Source organism: Kosakonia sp. AG348 (assembly GCF_003337365.1).
Lineage (GTDB): Bacteria > Pseudomonadota > Gammaproteobacteria > Enterobacterales > Enterobacteriaceae > Kosakonia.
In genome coordinates this window covers 675,842-702,728 of the sequence record NZ_QPJR01000001.1, presented here as the reverse complement: position 1 = coordinate 702,728, position 26,887 = coordinate 675,842, and the positions used below count along the sequence as shown (strand labels likewise).

Genomic DNA, 26,887 nt, shown 5'->3' with positions numbered 1-26,887 from the left:
AGATGCCTGCAAATCTTAAAATAGTCGGTAAAACGCAAATCTGAACCGGTCAATCCGCACCATTTTTACGCTGGGTAAAATGGAAGCCTGGACGAAAACGGGAAAGACGCAAGTCGGACTTAAGGAAGGCAGTATCTTTTGTAAACGTCTGAAGGATTTAAGTCAAATTCCGAATGGCGCAATCATAACGCATTGCCTCTTTTATCGACAATGGCGGCGAAAAATTCATCAATTTTGCGCTCGCATCGCGATACGCGTCACGCTTCGTCTGTTTTCTGCGGCTCGAAAATTGTCAGCGCCTGCTGACGAGTGACCGTCGTCACGCGGGTTACCGGGAGGATCCGGCAAATTATGATGAGCATCAAAAAACCGAAAATTGCAACCAAAAGACTATTGTTCAGAACATTCCGATGGACTATTGTGGTCTCACCCCATAAAGAGCTAACGCCACCTAAGAGTGAGTGCCGGAGATAAGCGCCGGGCGGGGTAAAACGATTAAACACCCAGGAAAAAAGAATAAAAGCAGGCCCCGGCATTTATGCCGGGGCGTTTTATTTTGTGGCTCTGAACATTCCAGATTTAATCCCGGTCGATGGCAAACGGCTGCCAGGCCTGGCGCACCGGCATCACTTCTACACGGTTAATATTCATATGATCCGGCAGGGTGGCGATGTAGAGCATCTGCCCGGCAATATCCTGCGCGCTGAGCGGCGTCGTGCCGCGATACAAATTATCAGACGCCGCTTTGTCGCCTTTGGTGCGGACGAGGGTAAATTCCGTTTCGGCAATCCCCGGCGCAAGATCGGTTACCCGCACGCCCGTTCCCAGTAAATCGCAGCGCAGGTTGTAGCTAAACTGCTTAACAAAGGCTTTGGTCGCACCATACACATGGCTGCCAGGGTAGGGCCACTGCCCGGCGATAGAGCCAATATTGATAATCGATGCTCCCGTACCGTGTGCAATCAGCGTGGGCAGCAGCGCGTGTGTCACGTTAACCAGCCCGGTAACATTGGTGTCGATCATCGTTTGCCAGTCCTGCAACTCCACTTTCTGGGCGGGCTGTGGGGCGAGCGCCAGTCCGGCGTTGTTGATAAGCGTCGTGATATCGGCAAATTCTGCAGGCAGTTCGTCCACCGCTTTTTTTACCGCGGCGTTATCGCGGACATCGAGTTCAATAATGTGCACCGGCACCTTGCCATGCAGGCGTTCTTTTAGGTTTTCCAGACGCGTAAGCCGACGCCCGCTCAATACCAGCGCCCATCCCGCGTCGGCAAAAACCTGCGCCGCCGCTTCGCCAAATCCGGAGGTCGCGCCGGTAATGAACACCACGTTTTTCGCTGCCATTGTTCTCTTCTCCTGTGCAGGGTTATTGCGCCACTATAAAAATCCTCACGCCTGCCAGACAGTGCCAGTTACGCCACTGACGTGTGACACGGGTGTCACATCCCGCGAAGCCGACTGGCTCTACCCGCCTCTTTATGGCGCGCAGCATGATGCAGACAACAACAACGGCATGAGAGGATCTGGCATGAAACTGGCACTTCATAACGAGATGGCGATAACGAACGACGACGTGCGTCAACTGGACCGGTCATATGTGTTTCATTCATGGTCGATGCAGGGCAACCTCAACCCGATGGTGATTGCCGGGGCGCAAGGCTGCGAGCTGTGGGATTACGACGGTAACCGCTACCTCGATTTCAGCAGCCAGTTAGTGAACGTCAATATTGGTTATCAACACCCGCGCGTGCTGGCGGCGATGAAAGCGCAGCTCGAAACGCTGGTAACCATTGCGCCGGCCACCGCCAACCTGGCGCGTGGCGAAGCGGCAAAACGCATTGTGGAGCTGGCACCGGAAGGCTTCAGCAAAGTCTTTTTCACCAACGCCGGGGCGGATGCCAACGAAAACGCCATTCGCATGGCACGGCTGTACACCGGGCGTGACAAAATTTTCTCTGCCTATCGCTCTTATCACGGCAACACCGGCAGCGCCATTGCGGCGACCGGCGACTGGCGACGTGTGCCAAATGAGTATTCGCGCGGGCATGTTCACTTCTTTAACCCGTACCTGTATCGCAGCGAATTTAATGCCGCCAGTGAAACCGAAGAGTGCGAGCGCGCGCTGGCGCATCTGCGCCGCATGATTGAGTGCGAAGGGCCGTCGTCAATTGCGGCGATCCTGCTGGAGTCCATTCCCGGCACGGCGGGCATTCTGGTGCCGCCAGCCGGGTATATGCAGGGTGTGCGCGCGCTGGCTGATGAGTTCGGCATTGTGCTGATCCTTGATGAAGTGATGGCCGGTTTTGGCCGTACCGGTAGCTGGTTTGCTTTTGAACAGGATGGCATCGTGCCGGATCTGATCACCTTCGCCAAAGGGGTGAATGCGGGCTATGTGCCGGCGGGCGGTGTGCTGATTTCCGCGCCGATTGCTCACTATTTTGACGACCATTTCTTCGCCGGTGGGCTGACATATTCCGGGCATCCGCTGGCGATGGCGGCGATTGTCGCCACGCTTGATGCGATGAAAGAGGAGAACGTGGTGCAGAATGCGGCAGAGATCGGCAACGGCGTTCTGCGTCCTGCGCTGGAGGCTCTGGCAGCAAAACATCCGCTGATTGGCGAGGTACGCGGACGCGGCATGTTCCAGGCGCTGGAGCTGGTGAGCAACCGCAAAACCAAAACGCCTTTAGCCGCGACAGAGATGGCTGCGATCAAGGCGGCGCTAACCGGAGCCGGAATGTTAACTTTTGTTGTCGAAAACCGCATTCATGTGGTGCCACCTTGCATAATGAGCGCGAAAGAAGTCCAGCAGGGAATGGCCATTTTTGACCAGGTTTTGGCTCAATTTGGCCACTTTGGTCAGTAAGTGTAAAGGCATCAGACTATTCTGATGCCAAACCTGGTCAGTCCTCTGATTTCAAAGAGATTTTTCTCCACTTACCCCCCAATTTTAGGCACTATATTCCGGGCTTAACTGCTGTTAAAACACTCTTTTTCTGTTTAACTTTTTTGCCTGGGAGAAAAAAGTGCCGGAATTGAATCATTATGGTCAAACCGTCGGTGACATGTTGCCGCACTGGCACGGCGTCCAGCCGCTGCCGCGCAGCGTGTTGCACGGACAATACTGTCGGCTGGAACCGCTTGACGCCAGGGTACACACGCACGCTCTTTTGCGCGCTTACTCTCAGGCGGAAAACGAGAGCGACTGGACATGGCTGGCGGGTGAGCGCCCACAAACCGTGGACAGCATGGCGCAATGGGTGGTGGGTAAAATGATCGACACCACCATCGCGCCTTTCGCCGTGGTGGAGTGTGCCAGCGGTGAGGCGCTCGGCGTTGTCGCCTGGCTTGCAATCAACACACAAAATGGCTCGGTGGAAATCGGCCATGTCACCTGGTCACCGCGCATGAAAAATAGCGTGCTGGGAACGGAAGCCATCTGGTTGATGCTGCGCCACGCGTTTGCCTGCAACTACCGCCGCGTAGAGTGGAAGTGTGACACGCTCAACGTTGCTTCCCGCCGCGCTGCCGAACGTCTCGGCTTTAGCTGGGAAGGACGTTTTCGCCAGCATATGGTGCGTAAAGGGCGCAACCGCGATACCGACTATTTATCCATGCTGGATAGCGAATGGCCGCAGCGCGACGCGGCGATTTCCGCCTGGCTGGCGGCCAGTAACTTTGACGAGCAGGGCAGGCAAAAACAAAAACTCAGCGCCTTCTTTGCTCCCTCGTCATCTTAATGAACGTGGCATCGGTATCCGCCGATGCCCCCCGCTTTACCCCTTCCGCGCGCCACGCAACTCGACATCTTTACCGGTTAAACGCCTGCCAAATTACCACTTTACTTCCGTTTCAAAAGTTAAGCCACGGTAAACTACGTGTTATCACCATTTCAATAGAAAGGTTATTGCCTTACTTCTTTTTATTCTTAATTAACCCGGAAACTTAGCCGATGGGGTTTATGACAGCGAGGAGATCGCTGCTTTAAAACGTTATTTCACAACTATTTACCGGGGTTTTTTATGCACTTTATTCGAAATTTAAAAATCAAGGTCGCGATGCTGGCGATCCTGGTCATTTTCACTTTGCTCTGGGGCGGTGTCTCGTTTTATTCGTTACATGCGTTGAGCGCCTTAACCGATGAAGTGGAACTCACCAACGTTCAGCAAATTAACGGCGACATCATCAACAACGCCAGCGATCGCTATTACCAGGTCAAACTGCTGATGGACCGCGCGCTGGTTTTCCAGGCCAATAACGATACGCAAAACTACCAGCAAACCCTCGATCGTATCGGCAAAGATATCGATTTTCTGCAAAACGGTTTAAATCAGTTCAAAGTGACCGATCATGCGAATATCAGCACCGAGGCCATCGATAATATCTATAACAGCTCGTTGAACCTGTTTAATCAGGCCATTACGCCGATGTTCGCCGCCGTTAAAGCCGACAATGCCGAGAGTTATAACCAGTTGTCGAAAGCGCAGTTCAGCCCGCTGCGCAGCGGATTCTCACAGGCGATCGTCGCGTATAACCAGCAAATTCACGAGCTGAAATCCGCCGCTAACGCGCGTATTGCCAGTTGGGTTTCGCTGACGCGCGCCATCATTATCATCGCCATGATCATTGGCCTGGCGATGCTGGTGATGTCCGAGCGTTACCTGGCGCTGTGCCTGGCGCGCTCGCTGGAGTGGGTTAAGCAACATCTGCAGGTGTTGTCGGTGGGCAAGCTGGATAAGCCGACAAAAGATCTGGGCAACAACGAAGTGGGGCAACTGATTCCCTATCTGGAAACCATGCAGAACAACTGGGTGAACACCGTTACGCAGATCCGTAACAGTGCGGGTGAAATTTACCAGGGGGCGAGCGAAATTGCGTCCGGTAACACCGATCTCTCTTCGCGCACAGAAGAACAAGCCGCCGCGCTGACGCAAACCGCCGCCAGCATGGAAGAGCTGAGCGCGGTGGTCAAACAGAACGCCGACAACGCCAGCGAAGCCAGCAACCTTGCACACGTGGCGTCAGCCGCCGTGAACAAAGGGGAAGAGCGCGTGCAGGCGGTCATCGCCAGCATGAAAAATATCACCAACAGTTCGCAGAAAATCACCGACATCATTAACGTCATCGACAGCATTGCGTTCCAGACCAATATCCTGGCGCTCAACGCCGCTGTTGAAGCGGCGCGTGCCGGTGAGCAAGGGCGCGGGTTCGCGGTGGTCGCCAGCGAAGTGCGTAATCTGGCGCAGCGAAGCGCTGGAGCCGCGAAAGAGATCAAAGTGCTGATCGATGAGTCGGTCACGAACGTCAATAACGGTTTTGACCAGGTGACGTTGACCAGCGAATCGATGGACAACATCCTGCGTTCCGTCACCAGCGTAACGGATATCATGGGCGAGATCGCCTCGGCGTCCGTGGAGCAGAGCAAAGGGATTAGTCAGGTTGGCACGGCGATTTCGCAAATGGACAGCGTGACCCAGCAGAACGCCGCGCTGGTGGAAGAATCTTCTGCCACTTCCGCTTCGCTGGAGCATCAAGCGTTCCAGTTAACGGAAATTGTCTCGGTGTTTAAACTGCCAGGCGATGCAGAGCAGGGGACTACCGGCAAACCGTCAGCGGCTGCGCCAAAAGCGGGGAAAGCCTTGCGCCGACCTGCGCTTGCAGGCGGCAGCAAAGCGCCGGAACATGACTGGGAAGCGTTCTGATAAACCCCGCCCGGCGGCATTGTCCGGGCAATAGATAAATCCGGCACGCGCACCGTTTCAGGTGGCGTGCCGTTTTCATTTTTCCATCGCTTGATAACGTAAGTGCCCTTCTCCCCGTGGGGAAGCGGGGGATCTTCCGGCGGGGGAGAAGGCGGACAGCGGTTAGAAGCGGGTGTTTACCCCCATATACCAGGTGCGGCCCGACTCGTTATACGTTGCGGCACCCGCGCCGTACATCCAGTTTGCGCCGCCGCCGGTGGTCTGGGCGTTACCTTCACGCCAGTGACGTTTATCGAACACGTTGCTGATACCGCCCGTCAGGCTGACGTTTTTGGTCACGTCCCAGGTGCCACTCAGGCCAACGATGCTGTACGGGCTCACTTCGTTGGTGGCGGAACCGGTGACGCGGTTACCTTTGTAGTCATATTTCTTCGGCTGCTGTTTACCGTACCAGGTAAAGGTGGATTGCAGCGAAACATCCTGAGTAACCTGCCAGCTCAGCGTGGAGTTCCAGGTGTATGCAGGAATGATCGACAGACGCTCACCGGTGGTTTTGTTTTTGCTTTGCAGCATGTAGGTGACATTGTTGGTCCAGTTTACCGTCTCGCTTACCGGTACATTCAACGCACCTTCTAACCCTTCCACCACTGCTTTCGGCACGTTATCCCACTGGTAGATATAGGTGTTCAGGTTTGAGTTGCCGCTCTTGATAGAGGTTTGCCCAACCGGCGAGTAGCCTGACTCAATCTTGTTGCGGTAGTCGTTACGGAACCAGGTGACACCCGCCAGCCAGCCGTCACGTTTGAACTCCAGACCAATCTCTTTGTTGATGCTGGTCTCCGCTTTCAGATCGTCGTTACCTTGCAGATAACAGCCGATGTCTCGGCCGTTAGCATCCACGGTGACCGCGTAGCAACCCTGACCACGGCTGTAGAGAATGTAGTTCGGGTTGGTCTGGTACAGGCTTGGTGCTTTGTACGCGCGGGCGATGCCCATTTTCAGGGTGAAATCGTCGCCGAGGCCCTGAGACAAGTTCAGCGACGGGCTCCAGTTGTTGCCAACAATCGTGTGGTGATCAAAGCGCAGCGCCGGAGTGAGCATGGTGCTGTCGGTCAGCTCAATGTTGTCTTCGGCAAACATCGAGAAGATATCGGCATTGGAGTAGGGACTACGGCCGGTGCTGCTGTAACCCGGAATATTGCCGCCCATAAAGGTCTGGGTATTCGAGGTGGAATCTTTCATGCCCTGGTGATCCCACTCGGCGCCGAGCGTCAGGTTCTGCTTGAACAGCAGTTCAAACGGTACGCTCGCTTCGCTGTGCAGCAACAGATCGCTGTAGTCGATATCAGAGAATTTTTGCGCGTTGAACAGGCCTTCCGTACCGCCTGCCAGCCCTTCCGGGATGCGTGAGTTACGGGTGTGTTCATAACGCACCCAGTTGTTGGTGGTGACGCCATTATCCCAGCCGCCGGTCCAGGTCGCCGAGTAGTTCTGGCGATAGAGACGGTTGGTCTCTTTGCCATAGTTTTCATTGACGTAGTTATTGGTACTGCTGTCGTTGTTGGTGTTCTGCGTATCGCCCGCGTAGAGGTTGCCCTGGCGGCTGTAACCGGCCTGCAACTCCAGCGCCTGCATCGGGGCAAAATCCCAGCGCACGACGCCGGTAATGTCTTTGTTGATTGAACCTTCACGGCCGGCAACGACGGTGTTGGCGTAAGTGCCGGTGCGTTCAGACTGGTGATCTTTGTTGATGTCCTGCGCGTCGGCCTGGGTTTTGGCGAGGTTGCCGTACAGGCGGAAGCTAACATCGCCACCGAGCGGGCCGCTCAGGCTGAAGTTGGTGCGTTTGGTTGACCCTTCATCTTTGTGTTCCGGCGCGTTGAAATAGGTATTCCACGAGCCGTGCCATTCGCCAGTATTCTCTTTTTTGGTGATGATATTCACCACACCGCCCGCCGCGCCGTTACCGTAGCGCGCCGCCGCCGGGCCGCGAATCACTTCGATACGCTCGATCATCTCCGGCGGCACCCAGTTGGTGTCGCCCCGGCTGTCGCGCTCGCCGCGCCAGCCAAGACGCACGGAGTTACGGCTGGTGACCGGTTTGCCATCCACCAGAATCAGCGTGTTCTCCGGGCCCATGCCGCGTATGTCGATCTGGCGGTTGTTCCCGCGCTGACCGCTGGTGGCGTTACCGGTTAAGTTCACGCCAGGCATGGTACGGATAATTTCGGAGACATCACGGGAAGGCGGGTTCTTACGAATTTCGTCTGCCGTGATGGTGGAAACGCCTGGTGCCTGCAAATTTTGCTGCTCAGCCGTGACAACAATCGTCTCTTCGCCAGAAGCGGTGCGGGTTTCTGCCGCCAACGCTGGCACAGCAACGCCGTAGATCCCCAGATTGACCAGAACGGCCAGGGATTTGATTTTGTTATTCATTTTTTACCTGCATTTCGTCGCCGCATCCCCGTCAATTCCTTTCCCAGGGGAGAGGAGGCGGCATGATGAAGCCAGCTCGTAGCGAGGCGCTCACTCCTGAGAAAATTCGCCCACGGCGGCCGTTTTAAGTGAAAGACGCGCTTTCCACAGCGCGCCAACACGCTATTGCAAATGAAAATAATTATCAATAATATTATCGATATTTTTTGATCTACAAGCAAAAATTTCCACAGCATATTTGAGGTGAAAGCCGTGACGTCAACAACGGGAAGTGATGCCTGGTGGGAGTCGAAACAGGGGCCCGAATGGGTCAAAAACGCGCAGGGAAATTATGAGGTCACTTTCTGGTGGCGCGATCCCGCCGGGACAGAAGCAACCTCCCGCGTGCGCCAGGTGTGGATCTACATTACCGGCGTGACCGATCACCATCAAAAATCGACGCCGCAATCGCTGACGCGTATTGCCGGAACCGATGTCTGGTACTGGAAAACCACGCTTGCCGACAGCTGGCGCGGCAGCTACTGCTTGATTCCTTCGCAAAACAGCGACGATTTCGCCGCCGACGTTTTCACACTTACGCCGCCGGATCGCACCGCGCTGCGCGAAGGCTGGCGAAAACTATTGCCGCGCGCGATTGCCGATCCGCTCAATCCACAAAGCTGGCGCGGCGGGCGTGGCCATCCCGTTTCGGCGCTGGAAATGCCCGATGCACCGTTACAGCCTGGCTGGCGCGAAACGGATACGCCATTCAACGAACCGCAGCGCCTGCAATGGCGCAGTACGCGCCTGAACAACACGCGCCGTGTCTGGGTTTACACCACCGGCAACAGCCATAGCGCTGAACGCCCGCTGGCGATCCTGCTCGACGGGCAGTTTTGGGCGCAAAGCATGCCGGTATGGCCTGCGCTGGCTGCATTGACCAATACCGGGCAATTGCCGGAGGCGGTGTATGTGCTGATTGATGTGATTGATAACACCCACCGCAGCCTGGAGCTGCCGTGCAATGCCGATTTCTGGCTGGCGGTACAGGACGAGTTATTACCGCAGGTCCGTGCCATTGCGCCGTTCATCGACAGCGCGGATCGCACCGTGGTGGCCGGGCAGAGTTTTGGCGGCCTGTCGTCACTTTATGCCGCGCTGCACTGGCCGCAGCGGTTTGGCTGCGTGTTGAGCCAGTCCGGATCGTTCTGGTGGCCGCATCGCGGCGGCGAGCGTGACGGCATCATTATCGAACACCTTAAAAACGGTGAGTTGAACCCGCAAGGCCTGCGCATTGTGCTGGAGGCCGGGGTGCGCGAACCGCTGATTTTTCGCGCCAACGAGGCGCTTTTTCCCCTGTTACAACGCACACAGCAGTCGGTTTTCTGGCGTCAGGTTGACGGCGGACACGATGCGCTTTGCTGGCGCGGCGGGCTGACCTCCGGGCTTATCACCCTCTGGCAGCCGCTTACCCGCGCCCGTTAATCGCACCTTTCTACGACAGGAGTTTGCTATGGAATTCACCAACCCCTTCGATAACCCGCAAGGGCAATTTTATATTCTGCAAAATACCCGGCGGCAGTTCAGCCTGTGGCCCGCGCAGTGCGCGCTTCCCGCAGGCTGGAACGTGGTGTGCGAGCCGCAACCGCAGGACGACTGCAACGCCTGGCTGGCGGCAAACTGGCAAACATTAACCCCGGCGCACCATGCGCAATGAGGAGCGGAAAATGACCCAACGTTTACCGCTGGTCGCCGCACAGCCGGGGATCTGGATGGCGGAAAAACTCTCCACGCTGCCCAACGCCTGGAGCGTGGCGCACTATGTTGAACTGAAGGGCGATATCGACGCCGCACTGCTGGCTCAGGCGATTGCCAGCGGTTTGTCGCAGGCCGATACGCTGCGTATGCGCTTTGAAGAGGAGAACGGCGAAGTGTGGCAGTGGGTCGACGAGGCTCATGTCTTTGCCCTGCCGGCGATCGTCGATCTGTGTTACAGTCGCCAACCGCACGCTGCTGCATTACAGATAATGCAGGCCGACCTGGCGCAAAACCTGCGCGTGGAGAGTGGTAATCCGCTGGTTTGCCACCAACTGTTACGCGTGGGCGAGCAGCACTGGTACTGGTATCAGCGTTATCACCATTTGCTGGTTGATGGCTTCAGTTTTCCGGCCATTACCCGCCAGATTGCCGCCATTTACAGCGCATGGCGACGCGGCGAGGCAACACCGACATCGCCCTTTACGCCGTTTGCCGGGGTGGTGGAAGAGTATCAGCGCTATCGTGAAAGCGATGCCTGGCAGCGTGACCGCGCTTTTTGGGCACAGCAGCGCAGCGCGTTACCCTCTCCGGTCTCCCTTTCCGACACGCCACTGCCGGGGCGCGCGGCAACAACCGATATTTTACGTCTCAACGTGGCGATGGATGCCGGGGCATTTCGCCGCGTAACCCAGGCTTTTAGCCACAATTCACCCGCCGATCTGGCGCTGGCGCTGGCCGCACTGTGGCTTGGTCGGCTATGCGGACGCACCGACTATGCCGCCGGGTTTATCTTTATGCGCCGCATGGGTTCGGCGGCGTTAACCGCTACCGGGCCGGTGCTTAACGTACTGCCGCTGGGCATTCATCTGGATGGTACTCAAACGCTCTCCGCGCTGGCGACAACGCTTGCGGGCAGCCTGAAAGCGATGCGTCGCCACCAGCGTTATGACGCCGAGCAAATTGTGCGTGACGCCGGGCGTGCAGCGGGCGACGAGCCGCTGTTCGGCCCGGTATTTAACGTCAAAATGTTTGATTATCTGCTGGATGTTGATGGCATTAAAGGCACCACGCACACGCTGGCAACCGGCCCCGTGAACGATCTGGAAATCGCTCTGTTCCCGCACGAAGAGGGCGGGTTATCGCTGGAAGTGCTGGCGAACCGCAGCCGTTATGATGAATCCACCTTAAAAACACACGTCGGGCGGCTGGGGCATTTGCTCAGGCAGTTTGCCGAAAATCCACATCTGCGCTGCGGCGATGCTGAGTTGCTCTTATCGCCAGAAGCGCAGCGGCTGGCAGACATTAACGATACCGGCAAGATACTGCCGACTACCACCTTAAGCGCGTTGGTTGCCGCGCAGGCGGCGAAAACGCCGGATGCCCCCGCGCTGGCAGATGCGCAGTGGCAATTTAGCTATCGCGAAATGCGCGAACAGGTTGTGGCGCTGGCGCACCAGCTTCGCCAGCTTGGTGTTCAGCCCGGCGACAGCGTGGCGGTGGCGCTGCCGCGCTCGGTGTTCCTGACGCTGGCGCTGCACGGCATTGTCGAAGCAGGTGCCGCCTGGCTACCGCTGGATACCGGTTACCCGGACGAGCGGCTGAAAATGATGCTCGACGATGCCAAACCGCGTCTGCTGATCACTGCGCAGAACCAACGGGCGCGCTTTGCCGATATTCCCGCGCTTCGTCATTTCTGCTACGAAGCCCCGCTGGAAACCCACGGCAGCGACGCGCTCAATCTGGCGCGTCCGGAGCATACCGCGTACATCATTTTCACCTCCGGCTCCACCGGGCGGCCAAAAGGGGTGATGGTCGGGCAAACCGCCATCGTCAACCGTCTGCTGTGGATGCAGGAAAGCTACCCGCTCACCGCGCAGGATGTGGTGGCGCAGAAAACGCCGTGCAGTTTTGACGTGTCGGTGTGGGAGTTCTGGTGGCCGTTTATCGCCGGGGCAAAGCTGGTGATGGCGGAACCGGATGCACACCGCGATCCACAAGCGTTGCAGGACTTCTTTACCCATTACGGCGTGACCACCACGCATTTTGTGCCGTCGATGTTGGCCGCGTTTGTCGCCTCACTCACGCCGGAAAGCGCAAAGCACAGTTGCCGCACGCTAAAACAGGTGTTCTGTAGTGGCGAAGCGCTGCCTGCCGAGCTCTGTCGCGAATGGCAGCAGCTGACTGGCGCGCCGCTGCATAATTTATACGGCCCGACGGAAGCGGCTGTGGATGTGAGCTGGTATCCGGCTTATGGCGAAGCGCTGGCGGGTGTACGCGGCAACAGCGTGCCGATTGGTTTCCCGGTCTGGAACACCGGGCTGCGCATTCTGGACGCGATGATGCGTCCGGCGCCGCCGGGCGTGGCGGGCGATCTCTACCTCACCGGCATCCAGCTGGCGCAGGGCTATCTTGGCCGCCCGGATCTCACCGCCAGCCGCTTTATCGCCGATCCGTTTGCCGCAGGCGAACGCATGTATCGCACCGGTGATGTCGCACGCTGGCTGGAAAATGGCGCGGTTGAATACCTCGGGCGCAGCGACGACCAGCTGAAAATTCGCGGTCAGCGCATTGAATTAGGTGAAATCGACCGTGCCATGCTGGCGCTGCCAGATGTGGCTCAGGCGGTGGCACATGCCTGTGTCTTCAATCAGGCCACCGCCAGCGGCGGCGATGCACGCCAGTTAGTCGGTTATGTGGTTTCTGCCTCCGCACAGCCGCTGGAGACAACGGCGCTACTGGCGCAACTGCGTGAGCAACTACCGCCGCATATGGTGCCGGTGTTGCTGGTGCAACTGGACGCGTTGCCGCTGAGCGCCAACGGTAAACTCGACAGAAAAGCGTTGCCACTGCCTGAACTGGCGGTGCAGCAGGGCGGCCGCCCGCTCAACGCCGGTATGGAAACGCTGATCGCGCAGGCATTTTCCGGTTTGCTCGGATGCGAAGTGAACGACGCGCAGGCGGATTTCTTCGCGCTCGGTGGGCATTCGTTGCTGGCGATGCGCCTAGCGGCGCAACTGAGCCGCGAGTGCGAACGGCAGGTCACGCCAGGGCAAATCATGGTCGCTTCCACGGTAGAAAAACTTGCCGCGTTGCTCGAACAAGCGCTTTCGGCGGAGCAGACCGGGCGGCTGGGGCTGGAAACCTTGCTACCATTGCGGCAAAGCGACGGGCCGACCCTGTTTTGCTTCCATCCGGCGTCCGGTTTTGCCTGGCAGTTTAGCGTGCTGGCCCGTCACCTTGCGCCGCGCTGGTCGATCACCGGTATTCAGTCACCGCGACCGGATGGCCCTCTGCAACGAGCCGCGACGTTAGACGAAGCCTGTGAGCAACACCTGGCGACGCTACTTGCGCAGCAGCCGCACGGGCCGTATTACCTGCTCGGGTATTCGCTCGGCGGCACGTTAGCGCAGGGCATTGCCGCGCGTCTGCGGCAGCGGGGTGAGGACGTGGCGTTCCTCGGGCTGCTCGATACCTGGCCGCCGGAAACGCAAAACTGGGCAGAGAAAGAGGCAAACGGGCTGGACCCGGAAGTGCTGGCAGAGATTGAACGCGAGCGTCAGGCGTTTCTCGCCGCGCAGCAGGGGCAAGCCTCCGGCGAGCTGTTCTCCGTTATCGAGGGCAACTATGCCGATGCGGTTCGCTTGCTGACCACCGCCCACAGCCTGCCATTTGACGGGAAAGCAACGCTGTTTGTCGCCGGGCGCACCTTACCCGCAGGCACCGATCCGCACACAACCTGGGCACCGTGGGTTCGTGAACTGGAGGTTTACCGTCAGGATTGCGCCCACGTCGAGATTATCTCGCCGCAGGCGTTTGAGCATATTGGGCCGGTGTTAAGGGAAATATTAGCGCAGTGATGTTCCGCGGGCCTCTCGGTAAAGAGGGGTCTGCATTTCAGATGTTTCATGTAGCAAATCCCACGGCTGTTCTTTTTTTTGTTGCTTATAATTTAAGCATTATTTTCACTCGCCCGGAGTGCGTTGTGACGACTTCCCTCTATGTTAAAACCCCGACCGTCGTGGTGCTGGATAACCGTGGCCTGGCGGTGCGTGACATCGTTTATCACCGCCATCCGGAAACACCGGACACCACCGACGAGCGTATCACCCGCCATCAGTTTGATGCGCGCGGTTTGCCGTCACAAAGTGCCGACCCGCGTCTGTATGCCGCCGGGCGGGCGAATTTCAGTTATCTCCCCGACCTGAACGGCGCACCGCTGCGTACGCAGAGCGCGGATGCCGGCACGGTGGTTGTGCTCAGTGACGCCTCCGGGCGGGTGTTTTTGCAGGTCAGCAATATTGGCTCAGAGAATGACCGCAGCGCCGCGGTGACCCGCACTTTTCAGTATGAAGCGGCAGACCTGCCGGGGCGGTTGCTCGGCATTACCGAGCAGGTTGCCGGTGGCAGCGCGCGCATCACGGAGCGGTTTGTCCGGGGCGGTCATTCCGCAGATGAACAGAGCCACAATCTTGCCGGTCAGCTTGTCAGACACTACGACCCGGCAGGTCTGCTTTCGACGGGCAGCGTTTCCCTGAACGGTGTGCCGCTTGTCGTCACCCGCCAGTTACTGCCGGACGATACCGACGCAGACTGGCAGGGTGCGGATGCTTCCGCGTGGAACGACCTGCTGGCGGGCGAAACCTATACCACAACCAGCACGGTGGACGCCGCCGGAAATGTACTCACCACCACGGATGCCAGAGGCAATATGCAGCGCGTGGCCTATGACGTGGCGGGGCTGCTGAAGGGAAGCTGGCTGACGGTGAATGGCGGTTCCGAGCAGATTATCGTGAAATCCCTGACCTGGTCCGCTGCCGGGCAGAAACTGCGCGAGGAGCACGGCAACGGCGTGGTGACCACATATTCGTATGAAGCGGAAACCCAGCGGCTGGTTGGCATTAAAACGGAACGTATGACACCGGCAAAAGTGCTGCAGGACCTGCGCTACGAGTACGACCCGGTGGGTAACGTGCTGGTGATTACCAGCGATGCCGAGGAGACCCGTTTCTGGCGCAATCAGGAAGTCGTTCCCGAAAATCACTACGCCTACGACAGCCTGTACCAGCTGGTCAGCGCCAGCGGGCGCGAAATGGCCAGCGCGGTACAGCAGAACAGCAACCTTCCGGCGTATTCCTCTTTTGATGACGCCACGTACACGAACTACTCCCGCATTTACAGCTACGATAACGCCGGTAATCTGACGAAAATTCAGCACAGCGCGCCCGCATCCGGCAATAACTACACCACCAGCATCACCGTATCCGACCGCAGCAACCGGGCGGTAATCAGCACACTCACCGAAAACCCGGCGGATGTGGAGGCGCTGTTCATTGCCGGTGGTCAGCAGAAACAGCTTTTACCGGGGCAGAGCCTGCTGTGGACGGCGCGCCAGGAATTACAGCAGGTCACGCCCGTCACCCGCAGTGGTGCCGCGGACGACAGCGAACGTTACCGCTACGACGCCGGCAGCCAGCGCATCGTGAAAATCACCTCGCAGCTGACCGGCAACAGCACGCAGACCAGACGGGTGATTTACCTGCCGGGTCTGGAACTGCGCAACAGTGCCACAGAGGCGTTACAGGTGATAACCGTCGGCGTGGCCGGACGCGCGCAGGTACGGGTGCTGCACTGGGAAAGCGGGCAGCCTGCCGGGATAAGCAATGACGCGGTGCGCTACAGTTACGACAACCTCACCGGCAGCAGCAGTCTGGAAGTGGACAGCAGCGGCGAGCTTATCAGCCAGGAGGAGTATTACCCGTTCGGCGGCACGGCGCTGTTTGCCGCGCGCAGCCAGCTTGAGGCGGATTACAAAACGATTCGTTACTCCGGCAAAGAGCAGGACGCAACCGGGCTTTATTACTACGGCTACCGCTATTATCAGCCGTGGGCGGGACGGTGGCTGAGCGCGGATCCGGCGGGGACGGTGGACGGGATAAACATCTATCAGATGGTTAATAACAATCCCATTGTATTAAGCGATGATTCAGGTCTGTTCTCATTTAAATGGTGGGGTATTTCTCCAGAGAAACGGGCGAATTTAAGTTACCAGAGAATGGCGGAAGGCGAATTATGGAGTGGGTTCAGTGATTATGCATCCTTTCTGCAACAAGCAAAACAGAATTTAAAAGATATAAAATCAGCCAATAAGATTTTATCACCTGAAGCAGCTGGCTTTATTAATCGGTTTCAGAGAATAGATTTTAATTTGGTTCACTTTTCTAATGCGGATTTATCTAAAGGTGTTTTTTATTCAAGAGTCGAATTGGAAAAGAAAAAAATAATTTTTAATGAATTGAATAGCACGCCGGTAGATATTTCACAATTAAAAACGGACGACTTTTCCTTTTTTTCACTGGAAGTCGTAGGGGCGAAAGGTAAGTTAACCAGTGTGCTGGGGGGTAATAAATATGAAATTCCACTACGTGAAACCGTGAATTATAAATATATGAATTATGCACATGTCGCCATTAACGATACCTTACTGTTTGATGTCCGCCATAAAAAAACGGGGCTGGAAAGGCAACTCGCTCTACTGAAGAATAAGTCAGATATAAATTTTTTAAATCGGGAAAAAATAGCGAAAGCGGCTAATCAAACCGTTTTTGATATTAAAGATCTTAAAGAGGGCCTGGCTTACAGAATAGTCAATAGTGCGAAAAATTTATCCGCAGAGGGGCAGAAAAAAATATTTAGCGCCAGAACACCGCAGGAGTTTGATCTCGTGCTTTCGGTCATGTATCGGCCTCAGGTGCTGGTGCCCAAAAAATTTGTCAGTAAACACGTTCAGAGAACGATGACGCAAAATGCGGGGGCTTAGCGGTAATACCGATCTTATGTAAATAACACCCGATGTGATTACCGCCCGCAACGCCCGAGCGGCACTACCAGCGGGGTATGGGCGATGGGATCGTCAATGATCATGCAGCGCATACTGTACACCGCCTCAATCAGCTCGGCGGTCACAATCTCTTTTGGCGCGCCCTGCGCCACAATTTTGCCGTCGCGCAGCGCAATCAGATGCGTGGCGTAGCGGCAAGCCTGGTTCAAATCATGCAGCACCGCTGCCAGCGTGTAGCCCTGCTCGCGATTCAGCTCACTCAACAGTTCCAGCAAGTCGATCTGGTAGCTGATATCCAGCCAGGTTGTTGGCTCATCAAGCAGCATGATCGCCGTCTCTTGCGCCAGCACCATGGCAATCCATGCGCGCTGGCGTTGCCCGCCGGAGAGCGTATCGACACTCTGCCTGGCCAGGCTTTCCACCCCGGTGGCCCGCATCGCCCGCTGCACCGCCTCGTCATCCTCTTTGCGCCAGCGGGTGAACAGCGGCTGGTGCGGATAGCGCCCGCGAGCGACCAGTTCCTGCACGGTGATATCGCCGGGCGTGGTGGCGTTTTGTGCAAGCAACCCTATACGGCGTGCCACTTCTTTGCTGGCATAGCGCTGGATCTGCTCGCCATCAAGATAAACATGGCCCTGCGCGGGCGTCATCAGGCGGCTCAGCGTGCGCAGTAAGGTGGATTTCCCGCAACCGTTAGGGCCGATAATGGCGGTAAAATGGCCGTCGGGGATCGCCACGCTTAAGTGTTCGGCCACCACTTTTTTGCCGTAGCCAAGGGTGAGCGCTTCGCCGCGCAAACGGGCAGATAAATCGGTCATTTCTTGCGAGACTCCTGAATTAACAAGGCGATAAGGTAAATGCCACCGAGGCTGACGGTCACCACGCCGACCGGCAACTGATAAGGCGTAAAACCTTGCTGGGCAATCATATCCGCCAGCAACAACAACAACGCACCGCACAGCGCGGACTGGGTTAATCCCCAGCGTGCAGTGGCGCTGACGCGACGGGCAATATGTGGCGCGACCAGTGCGATAAACGAAATCGGCCCCGCCAGTGCTGTTGCGGCGGCGGTGAGTGCAACGGCCACCAGCATCAGCATCAGGCGCGAACGCTCAACGCTGACACCGAGCGCACAGGCGCTGTCATCGCCCATTTCCAGTAGCCGCATACGGCGCACCAGCAGGGCGGCAAAAAGAAACATCACCAGCATGATCGGTGCGGAAGGGACGGTTTTCGCCCAGGTTAGGCCATTGAGCGACCCGGCGTTCCACAGCCCGGCGGAGAGCGCGGTTTCCAGCGAGGCATGCAGCAACAGCCAGGTATTAAACGCCACCAGCATTGCGCGCACGCCAATACCGACGATGATCAAGCGGAATGTTTCAATGCCGTTGCGCCAGGCCAGTAGCCAGACCACCAGCGAAGTGAGCATACCGCCGACCATCGCCGCCAGTGCGATAGCGGCCAGATGCTGACCAAACAGCACCATCGCCACCAGCACGCCGCTCCATGCGCCGGTGTTAAAACCCATCACATCCGGGCTGCCGAGTGGGTTACGCATCAGCGACTGGAAAATCGCGCCGCTCATGCCAAGCGCTGCGCCCACCAGCAGCGCCATCAGCACGCGCGGCAAGCGCCACTCCATCACGACCCGTTGCATGGCACGCGGCGCGTCGCCGGTGAACGCGTCAAGTACCTGTGAAAACGCCAGCGTCACCGAACCGCTGCGTAAACCCCAGCTGGCTAAAAGCAACGCGGCGATAACCATAAACACGCAACTGCCGAGCAGGCGGCGGGAGGGTGCCATCATAAGTTGCCTCCGCGTGCGCGGCGCACCAGCACGATCAATACCGGCGCGCCGATAAAGGCACTGACCACGGAAACCCGCAGTTCGCCCGGCACCAGCAGGCGGCCAATGATATCGGCAAACAGTAACAGGGCAGGGGTGGCAATCAGGGTGACCGGCAGCGACCAGCGGTGATCCGCGCCCACCAGCCAGCGCGCCATGTGCGGCATCATCAGGCCGATAAAGGCAATCGGGCCGACAACCGCCGTCGCGCTGCCGCACAGCACCGTGATCACCACTAAACCGAGCAACTGCGTGCGCGCCACGCGGCTGCCCAGCGCCGTGGCGGTGTCGCTGCCGAGGCTCAGGCTGTTAAGCGCGCGGCTCAGCATCAACGCCATGAGCGCTGCCAGCAGCACCGGGATCAGAACAATTTTTAGCGTTTGCAGGGTGCGGATATCCAGCGAACCGGCCTGCCAGAAGCGCAACTGGTCATAAACGTCGGCGTTAAGCAATGAAATACCGCTGGATAATCCTTCCAGCACCGCCGCCAGTGCCACGCCCGCCAGCGTCAGGCGAACCGGGCTGAGTTGCCCACCGCCCTGGCTGCCGGTAAAGGCGACCAGCAGCGACGCCGCCAGTGCGCCGCAAAAGGCGAGCAGTAATTGTTCGACAGGGGAGACAGCGCCCAGCAGCGCCGCGCCGAGCACAATGGCGAAGCTGGCACCGGCGTTAACGCCGAGTAAGCCTGGATCGGCGAGCGGATTTCTCGTGAGCGTTTGCATTAACGCCCCGGCAATGCCCAGTGCGCCGCCCGCGAGTAAACCTGCCAGCGTTCGCGGCAAACGGGCATCGTTGACGATGGTGCAGTCCGCGCTCTGACAGACGCCAGTGAGGGCGTCGATGATGACCGCGGCGGGCAGAGGTTTTGCGCCAATAAACAGGCTGAGTGCAACGGCGACAACCAGCAATATCAATAACCCGGCGAGGGTAACGGGGCGCGCCGGGAAAGCAGAACACGACATAAAACGTCCCAAATTTGATAATGATATTAATTATCGTTATCGATCTTGTTTTGGTATGTTACCATGCGCAGCCTGCGAATGGACATAGAAAGTATGTATTTAAGGCATTGGAATGAAGCAACAATCCTGGCTGTTGAACCTGAATCTGCTGCGTACGCATCCGGCTTTTCGCGCGGTATTTCTGGCGCGTTTTATCTCGATTCTCTCGCTGGGCTTGTTGGGCGTAGCGGTGCCGGTACAAATCCAGACGATGACCCACTCCAGCTGGCAAGTTGGCCTTGCCGTTACGCTGACCGGTAGCGCCATGTTCGTCGGCCTGATGTTTGGTGGTGTTTTGGCGGATCGTTTTGAACGCAAGAAACTGATTCTGTTGGCGCGTTCCACCTGCGGCGTCGGTTTTATCGGCCTGTATCTGAATGCGTTGTTGCCGGAGCCTTCGCTGCTGGCAATTTATCTGCTCGGTTTGTGGGATGGTTTTTTCGGCGCGCTGGGCGTAACGGCGCTGCTGGCGGCGACACCTGCGTTGGTCGGGCGGGAAAACCTGATGCACGCTGGCGCAATTACCATGCTGACGGTGCGGCTGGGTTCCGTTATTTCGCCAATGTGCGGCGGTTTGCTGCTGGCAACCGGCGGCGTGGCGTGGAACTACGGGCTGGCGGCGGCGGGCACGTTTACCACCTTGTTGCCGTTACTGAGCCTGCCTGCATTACCGCCACCGCCACAACCGCGCGAGCACCCGCTGAAATCGCTACTTAGCGCCCTGCAATTTTTACTGCACAACCCTTTGATTGGCGGCATCGCGCTGCTTGGTGGGTTATTGACGATGGCAAGCGCGGTGCGCGTGCTCTACCCGGCGCTGGCGATAAGCTGGAACATGTCGGCGGCAGAAATTGGCTTGCTGTATGCCGCGCTGCCGCTCGGCGCGGCCATTGGCGCGTTAACCAGCGGCAAGCTGGCGCACAGTGAGCGCCCCGGCGTGATTATGCTGCTGGCGTCCGTTGGCGCGTTTATCTCCATCGGTTTATTCAGCCTGATGCCCGTCTGGGCGCTGGGCGTGCTGTTTCTGGCGCTGTGCGGCTGGCTGACGGCGGTGAGTTCGCTGCTGCAATACACGCTGCTGCAAACGCAAACCCCGGAAGCGATGCTCGGGCGAATTAACGGCTTATGGACGGCGCAAAACGTCACGGGTGACGCCATTGGTGCCGCGCTGCTGGGCGCGATGGCGTCAATGATGACGCCCGCCGCATCGGCGAGCATCAGCGGTTTTGTGCTGGCGATAGTGGGCGTGTTGCTGATGGTGGTGCTCGGCGAGCTGCGGCGTTTTCGCCAGGTGCAGCCCGCCGCCGAAGCCTGATTAACCAAACAGCGCCGCCAGGCGTTGTAACACGCGGGTGGCGCTGTAGTAATCAAGGCGGAAAGTTTCCGCGCCGAGTGCGTACACGCGGTGATTTTGCACCGCGGGCAGGTGCGCCAGCAGCGGGTTCTGGCTGAGCGCATCCGCGTCTTTCTGGTCGCTGGCAAACAGGAACAGCGCCTCGCCATTCAGCCCGGCGGCCAGATTCTCGCCGCCTAACTGGACAATGTCATGACGTTTCCCCTGGCTCTGGCTGGTGTGCAGATTCGCCGGTAACGGCGCGAGGGTAAAGCCCAGTTGCTGCATCAATTTTCCCTGCGCGGACTCTTCAGTCCACAGATTCGCGCCGTGCGCCGCCGGGGTATAAACCAGCGCGGTGATCGGCTGCGGCGGCAGTTTCATGCGGGCTTTAACGTCCGCAAGCTGTTGATTGAACTGGCTGATACGCGCCGCTGCCTCTTTTTCGTGACCGGTGATTTCACCAAGCTGCGTTAACAGCGCCTGCCAGCTTTTGTCGTCGTAGTTGATGATAAGCGTCGGGGCGATGGTTGATAGCTGATCATACAGCGGCAACGCGGAGTCGCCGCCGGTGGCGCTGATCAGGATTAAATCCGGCATTTGTGCAGCGACGGCTTCAGCGTTGGGTTCCCCAATGTAAAGCCGCGCGACATTACGCTGCCGGGCAATTTCCCCCCACTGGCGCAAAAAGCCTTGTTCGTCGGCGAAACGGTTATTTGGCGTGGTCGCGCCGCTGGCGATAACTGGCGCATCAATCGCCAGTAGCGAACCGGTGAGCGTCACGCTGGTGGAAACAATACGCAGCGGCTTAGTCGGTAGCGTGTGCGTTCCACGGCTGTCCGTGACCTGGCGAGGCCACTCTGCCGCCATCGCTGAGGTAATTCCTAAAACAAAAATTCCTAAAAACACTAAGGGTTTACAGCGCAAAAAAGAGCATCTCACAACGCATATCCTGTTTTTGTTGAAGTTAATGCTTCTCATTTTCATATCTGAATGAAGCAGATGCAAGCATTCGCCGCGCGAGAGAACAATCTGCTGTTGACAGAGCGGGCAATAACTTTTTATCTTACCGACTCAAAAACACAAATGATAATCATTATTAGTTAATTTATCACTGTTGGAGGATGATATGGATACGTCCCTGGCTGAGGAAACGCGGCAGTCTGCGAAGACGCTGGCCGCGGATCAGTTTTTCTTTATGTCGCCGTACCGCAGTTTCACCACCTCCGGGTGCGTGGCGCGTTTTTGCGAGCCTGCCGCGGGCGGCGATGCGCCCGAGAGTGCTTTCCAGCAAAAACTGGCTCAGGCGTTTGCCGATGCGAAAGCGCAGGGCATTGCCCACCCGGTGATGGTTGGCGCGATCCCCTTCGACACCACCCAGCCATCTGCGCTGTTTATCCCGCACAGCTGGCAAACTTTCTCCCGCCCCGAGAAACAGCGATCCGCGCGCTATTTCACCAGTAGCGCGATGCCGAACGTCACGGCGCAGCAGGCGATCCCATCGCAGGAGACGTTTATGCAGATGGTGGCGAATGCCGCCGCGCGCACCGCCACGCCGGAAGTCGACAAAGTGGTGCTCTCGCGTCTGATTGAGTTAACCACCGACCGCCGTATCGACAGCGGCGTGCTGTTAGAGCGCCTGATTGCCCAGAACCCGGCCAGTTACAACTTCCACGTTCCGCTACCGGATGGCGGCGTACTGCTGGGCGCAAGCCCGGAACTGTTGCTGCGCAAAGAGCAGGAGCACTTCAGTTCGCTGCCGTTAGCCGGTTCCGCCCGTCGCCAGCCGGACGACATTCTTGACCGCGAAGCGGGCAACAAGCTGCTGGCTTCGGAAAAAGATCGGCACGAGCACGAACTGGTGACTCAGGCGATGAAAAACGTGCTGCAGCCGCGCAGCCAAACCCTGACATTGCCGGAATCACCACAACTGGTCACTACCCCCACTTTATGGCACCTGGCCACGCCGATTACCGGCACTGCAGTCGCCGGGGAAAACGCGCTGACGCTGGCTTGCCTGCTGCACCCGACGCCCGCGCTGAGCGGCTTCCCGCACCAGGTGGCGAAACAGGTGATTGCCGAGCTGGAGCCCTTCAACCGTGAGCTGTTTGGCGGCATCGTTGGCTGGTGCGACGCCGAGGGTAACGGCGAGTGGGTGGTCACTATTCGCTGCGCGCGGCTTCACGATAACCACGTTCGTCTGTTCGCCGGTGCCGGGATTGTTCCGGCTTCTTCGCCGCTTTCCGAGTGGCGCGAAACCGGCGTCAAGCTTACCACCATGCTGAACGCATTTGGTTTGCACTGAGGATCAACCATGACCATTCCGTTTACCCGCTGGCCGCACGAGTTCGCCGAGCGTTACCGTGAAAAGGGCTACTGGCAGGATTTACCGCTGACCGATATTTTGACCCGCCACGCGCGCAGTGATGCCACGGCGTTGATAGAGGGCGAACGCCGCTTGAGCTACCGCCAGCTCAACGATGCCGCAGACAATCTGGCCTCGGCGTTACAGGCGCAGGGCATCAGGCGCGGGGAAACCGCGCTGGTGCAGCTGGGCAACGTCAGCGAGTTCTACATTGTTTTCTTCGCGCTGCTGAAAATCGGCGTGGCGCCAGTCAACGCGCTGTTCAGCCATCAGCGCAGCGAATTGAACGCGTATGCCGCGCAAATCGCGCCGGCGCTGCTGATTGCCGATCGCGCCCACACGCTGTTTGAGAATGACCATTTCCTCGCCGCGTTTGTTGCACAGCACCCGTCGGTGCGCACCGTACTGCTGCTCGGCGACAGCGGCGAGCAGGCGCTGGAAAACGCCATTGCCCGCCCGGCGGATAATTTTATCGCCACGCCAACGCCTGCCGATGAAGTGGCGTTTTTCCAGCTTTCCGGCGGCAGCACCGGCACGCCGAAACTCATTCCGCGCACGCACAATGATTACTACTACAGCATTGTGCGCAGTAACGAGATCTGCGGATTTAACGCGCAAACCCGTTACCTCTGCGCGCTGCCGGCGGCGCACAACTACCCGTTGAGTTCCCCCGGCGCGCTTGGCGTCTTCCACGCCGGAGGCTGCGTGGTGCTGGCTGCCGATCCGAGCGCCACGCTCTGCTTCCCGCTGATTGAAAAACACCAGATTAATGTTACCGCGCTGGTGCCGCCGGCGGTAAGCCTGTGGTTACAGGCGATCGCCGAGTGGGGCAGCAATGCGCAACTCGCCTCACTGCGGCTGTTGCAGGTCGGCGGGGCGCGTTTATCGGTAACGCTTGCGGCGCGTATTCCGGCGGAGATCGGCTGCCAGTTGCAGCAGGTATTTGGCATGGCGGAAGGGCTGGTGAATTACACCCGTCTGGACGATCCCTTTGACCGCATTATCAACACGCAAGGCCGCCCGATGTGCCCGGATGATGAAGTGTGGGTGGCGGATGAAAACGGCAATCTGCTGCCGCCAGGCCACGTTGGCCGCCTGATGACGCGCGGCCCGTACACTTTTCGCGGCTACTTTAACAGCCCGGAACATAATGCCAGCGCCTTTAACGAACACGGTTTTTACTGCTCCGGCGATCTGATTTCGATCGACGAACAGGGCTATATCACCGTGCAAGGGCGGGAAAAAGATCAGATCAACCGTGGAGGCGAGAAGATTGCCGCCGAGGAGATCGAAAATCTGCTACTGCGCCATGAGTCGGTGATCCACGCCGCGCTGGTCAGCATGGAAGACAGCCTGCTGGGTGAAAAAAGCTGCGCTTACCTGGTGGTGAAAACGCCGCTGCGCGCGGTAGCTGTCCGCCGCTTTCTGCGCGAGCAGGGCGTTGCCGAGTTCAAACTGCCGGATCGCGTGGAGTGTGTGGACGCGCTGCCGCTGACGCCGGTGGGTAAGGTCGATAAAAAACAGTTACGTCAGTGGTTAGCGCAACGCGCACCGGCGTAAAGGAGAGAAGATGGCGATTCCAAAACTACAGGGCTACGCGCTGCCTGGCGCGGCCGATATCCCGCAAAACAAAGTGAGCTGGCCGTTTGAGCCGGAACGTGCGGCGCTGCTGATCCACGATATGCAGGATTACTTTGTTAACTTCTGGGGCGAAAACTGCCCGATGATGCAGCAAGTGGTGGCGAACATCGCCGCACTGCGTGATTTCTGCAAGCAAAACGCTATTCCCGTGTACTACACCGCGCAGCCGAAAGAGCAGAACGATGAAGACCGGGCGCTGCTCAACGATATGTGGGGGCCAGGCTTAACCCGCTCGCCGGAGCAGCAAAAAATTGTTGCTGCGCTCGCGCCGGATGAGGCCGACACCGTGCTGGTGAAGTGGCGCTACAGCGCGTTTCACCGCTCGCCGCTGGAGCAGATGCTCAAAGAGACCGGCCGTAACCAGTTACTCATCACCGGGGTGTATTCACACATTGGCTGCATGACCACCGCCACCGATGCGTTTATGCGCGATATCAAACCGTTTATGGTTGCCGACGCGCTGGCGGATTTCAGCCGCGAAGAGCATTTGATGTCGCTTAATTATGTCGCCGGGCGTGCTGGTCGCGTGGTGATGACGCAAGAATTACTGCCTGTGCCGGGCAGCAAAGCGGCATTACGCATGCTGATCCTGCCGCTGCTGGATGAGTCCGACGAACCATTAGATGACGAGAATCTCATCGACTACGGCCTCGATTCCGTGCGCATGATGGCGCTCGCCGCGCGCTGGCGCAAAGTACATGGCGATATCGACTTTGTGATGCTGGCGAAAAACCCGACCATTGACGCCTGGTGGACGCTGCTTTCGCGTGAGGTGAAGTAATGGTTGGTCTGGATTTTACCGGCAAAATTGTCTGGGTGACCGGGGCCGGTAAAGGCATCGGTTATGCCACGGCGAAGGCGTTTGTCGGGGCGGGCGCGCACGTGATCGGTTTCGATCTCGCCTTTGGCGGCACGGATTACCCTTTCTCCTGTGAAGTGCTGGACGTTGCTGACGCCGCACAAGTACAGGTGGTATGCCAGCGCGTGCTGGCGCAATGCGAGCGGCTGGATGTGCTGGTCAACGCCGCCGGGGTGTTGCACATGGCCGCCACCGATGAACTGACAGCAGACGCCTGGCACAACACCTTCGCTGTTAACGTCGGCGGGGCGTTTAACCTGTTTCAGCAGACGATGGCGCAATTTCGCCGTCAGCAGAGCGGGGCGATTGTCACCGTCGCATCCGACGCGGCGCACACGCCGCGTATCGGCATGAGCGCCTATGGCGCATCGAAAGCGGCGCTCAAAAGCCTGGCGCTCACCGTTGGCCTTGAGCTGGCGGCAAGCCATGTACGTTGCAATGTGGTTTCACCGGGATCGACCGACACCGATATGCAGCGTTTGCTGTGGGTGAGCGATGACGCCGAACAGCAGCGTATTCGCGGTTTTGGCGAGCAGTTCAAGCTCGGCATCCCGCTGGGGAAAATCGCCCGCCCGCAGGAAGTGGCGAACACCATTTTGTTCCTCGCTTCCGATCTGGCAAGTCATATCACATTGCAGGATATCGTGGTGGATGGCGGCTCGACGCTGGGGGCATAGATGATCTGGAAACGTCATTTAACCCTTGATGAACTGAACGCCACCAGCGAAAACACGCTGGTGGCGCATCTCGCGATTACTTACACCCGCATCGGTGATGATTTCCTTGAAGCGGAAATGCCGGTAGACAGCCGCACGCATCAACCGTTTGGTCTGCTGCACGGTGGTGCCTCGGCGGTGCTGGCGGAAACGCTGGGATCGATGGCGGGTTACCTGATGACCCGCGATGGCCAGTGCGTGGTGGGCACGGAATTAAACGCCACCCATCATCGCCCGGTTTCGCAGGGAAAAGTGCGCGGTGTTTGCCAGCCGCTGCATCTTGGCCGGCAGAACCAAAGCTGGGAAATTGTGGTCTTCGACGAACAAGGCCGACGCTGCTGCACCTGTCGTCTCAGCACGGCGGTGCTGGGGTAATCTCGCCCTCTCTTTGACAGGAGAGGGCGCATTCTTGC

Annotated in this window: 19 protein-coding genes; 13 read left to right on the top strand and 6 right to left on the bottom strand. The window is 58.1% G+C overall.

From position 1 onward, the window contains the following. Window positions 1–579: 579 nt before the first annotated feature. Window positions 580–1,344, bottom strand: a complete 765-nt coding sequence (locus DFO56_RS03510; protein ID WP_045508788.1) for an SDR family NAD(P)-dependent oxidoreductase — start codon at window positions 1,342–1,344, stop codon at window positions 580–582. A gap of 184 nt (window positions 1,345–1,528) precedes the next feature. Between DFO56_RS03510 and DFO56_RS03505 the strand changes: the two genes are divergently transcribed. The 3 genes from DFO56_RS03505 to DFO56_RS03495 all read left to right on the top strand — a co-directional run bounded on the left by DFO56_RS03505 (window position 1,529) and on the right by DFO56_RS03495 (window position 5,702). Continuing rightward, window positions 1,529–2,866: an aspartate aminotransferase family protein gene (locus DFO56_RS03505; protein ID WP_045508790.1), complete on the top strand. Its 1,338-nt coding sequence runs from the start codon at window positions 1,529–1,531 to the stop codon at window positions 2,864–2,866. Between the two features lie 160 nt (window positions 2,867–3,026). Beyond that, complete coding sequence (locus DFO56_RS03500; protein WP_045508793.1) at window positions 3,027–3,740, top strand: GNAT family N-acetyltransferase; 714 nt, start codon at window positions 3,027–3,029, stop codon at window positions 3,738–3,740. 282 nt (window positions 3,741–4,022) lie between these two features. Beyond that, window positions 4,023–5,702, top strand: coding sequence for a methyl-accepting chemotaxis protein (locus DFO56_RS03495; RefSeq protein ID WP_045508796.1), 1,680 nt, complete (start codon window positions 4,023–4,025; stop codon window positions 5,700–5,702). Between the two features lie 162 nt (window positions 5,703–5,864). Here the strand turns inward: DFO56_RS03495 and DFO56_RS03490 are convergent, their stop codons facing one another. Then, on the bottom strand, window positions 5,865–8,138 hold the full coding sequence (locus DFO56_RS03490) for a TonB-dependent siderophore receptor (protein ID WP_045508798.1): 2,274 nt from the start codon (window positions 8,136–8,138) through the stop codon (window positions 5,865–5,867). 252 nt (window positions 8,139–8,390) lie between these two features. On the opposite strand from DFO56_RS03490, the gene fes reads away from it, so the two are divergent. From fes to DFO56_RS03470, 4 genes are all read left to right on the top strand, one after another. Then, window positions 8,391–9,602, top strand: coding sequence for an enterochelin esterase (gene fes / locus DFO56_RS03485; protein WP_045508800.1), 1,212 nt, complete (start codon window positions 8,391–8,393; stop codon window positions 9,600–9,602). A 28-nt stretch (window positions 9,603–9,630) separates the two neighbouring features. Continuing rightward, window positions 9,631–9,834: an MbtH family NRPS accessory protein gene (locus DFO56_RS03480; RefSeq protein WP_020456925.1), complete on the top strand. Its 204-nt coding sequence runs from the start codon at window positions 9,631–9,633 to the stop codon at window positions 9,832–9,834. Between the two features lie 10 nt (window positions 9,835–9,844). Further along, window positions 9,845–13,732 carry an enterobactin non-ribosomal peptide synthetase EntF gene (entF, locus tag DFO56_RS03475; protein ID WP_045508802.1) on the top strand — a complete coding sequence of 1,296 codons (3,888 nt, stop codon included), beginning with the start codon at window positions 9,845–9,847 and terminating at the stop codon, window positions 13,730–13,732. Window positions 13,733–13,857: 125 nt separating this feature from the next. Continuing rightward, window positions 13,858–16,692: an RHS repeat protein gene (locus DFO56_RS03470; protein ID WP_045509058.1), complete on the top strand. Its 2,835-nt coding sequence runs from the start codon at window positions 13,858–13,860 to the stop codon at window positions 16,690–16,692. A 38-nt stretch (window positions 16,693–16,730) separates the two neighbouring features. On the opposite strand, the gene fepC is transcribed toward DFO56_RS03470, so the two are convergent. Genes fepC through fepD form a run of 3 tightly spaced genes read right to left on the bottom strand, consistent with a single transcriptional unit; the run spans window position 16,731 to window position 19,521 of the window. Next, window positions 16,731–17,531 carry an iron-enterobactin ABC transporter ATP-binding protein gene (gene fepC / locus DFO56_RS03465; RefSeq protein ID WP_045508805.1) on the bottom strand — a complete coding sequence of 267 codons (801 nt, stop codon included), beginning with the start codon at window positions 17,529–17,531 and terminating at the stop codon, window positions 16,731–16,733. Next, window positions 17,528–18,520: an iron-enterobactin ABC transporter permease gene (gene fepG, locus DFO56_RS03460; RefSeq protein ID WP_045508807.1), complete on the bottom strand. Its 993-nt coding sequence runs from the start codon at window positions 18,518–18,520 to the stop codon at window positions 17,528–17,530. The genes fepC and fepG overlap by 4 nt, the downstream gene beginning before the upstream one ends. Next, a complete protein-coding gene (fepD, locus tag DFO56_RS03455; protein WP_045508810.1) occupies window positions 18,517–19,521 on the bottom strand; it encodes a Fe(3+)-siderophore ABC transporter permease in 1,005 nt (334 codons plus the stop codon). The genes fepG and fepD overlap by 4 nt, the downstream gene beginning before the upstream one ends. A gap of 112 nt (window positions 19,522–19,633) precedes the next feature. On the opposite strand from fepD, the gene entS reads away from it, so the two are divergent. After that, the gene (gene entS, locus DFO56_RS03450) at window positions 19,634–20,875 is read left to right on the top strand and encodes an enterobactin transporter EntS (protein ID WP_045508813.1); all 1,242 of its coding nucleotides are present in this window, start codon (window positions 19,634–19,636) and stop codon (window positions 20,873–20,875) included. On the opposite strand, the gene fepB is transcribed toward entS, so the two are convergent. Then, entirely contained in the window at window positions 20,876–21,763 is an 888-nt protein-coding gene (gene fepB, locus DFO56_RS03445; RefSeq protein WP_233500367.1) for a Fe2+-enterobactin ABC transporter substrate-binding protein, read from the bottom strand. A gap of 259 nt (window positions 21,764–22,022) precedes the next feature. Here fepB and entC point away from each other — a divergent pair, with 259 nt between their 5' ends. From entC to entH, 5 genes are read left to right on the top strand one after another with little or no spacing between them, the layout of a single operon-like run. Continuing rightward, window positions 22,023–23,198: an isochorismate synthase EntC gene (entC, locus tag DFO56_RS03440; protein WP_045508819.1), complete on the top strand. Its 1,176-nt coding sequence runs from the start codon at window positions 22,023–22,025 to the stop codon at window positions 23,196–23,198. A 9-nt stretch (window positions 23,199–23,207) separates the two neighbouring features. Continuing rightward, entirely contained in the window at window positions 23,208–24,818 is a 1,611-nt protein-coding gene (gene entE, locus DFO56_RS03435) for a (2,3-dihydroxybenzoyl)adenylate synthase EntE (RefSeq protein ID WP_045508822.1), read from the top strand. Window positions 24,819–24,828: 10 nt separating this feature from the next. Beyond that, the gene (locus DFO56_RS03430) at window positions 24,829–25,680 is read left to right on the top strand and encodes an isochorismatase (RefSeq protein WP_045508825.1); all 852 of its coding nucleotides are present in this window, start codon (window positions 24,829–24,831) and stop codon (window positions 25,678–25,680) included. Further along, the gene (entA, locus tag DFO56_RS03425) at window positions 25,680–26,435 is read left to right on the top strand and encodes a 2,3-dihydro-2,3-dihydroxybenzoate dehydrogenase EntA (RefSeq protein ID WP_045508828.1); all 756 of its coding nucleotides are present in this window, start codon (window positions 25,680–25,682) and stop codon (window positions 26,433–26,435) included. Before DFO56_RS03430 ends, entA begins: the two co-directional genes overlap by 1 nt. Beyond that, entirely contained in the window at window positions 26,436–26,849 is a 414-nt protein-coding gene (gene entH, locus DFO56_RS03420; protein ID WP_045508830.1) for a proofreading thioesterase EntH, read from the top strand. Window positions 26,850–26,887: the final 38 nt, after the last annotated feature.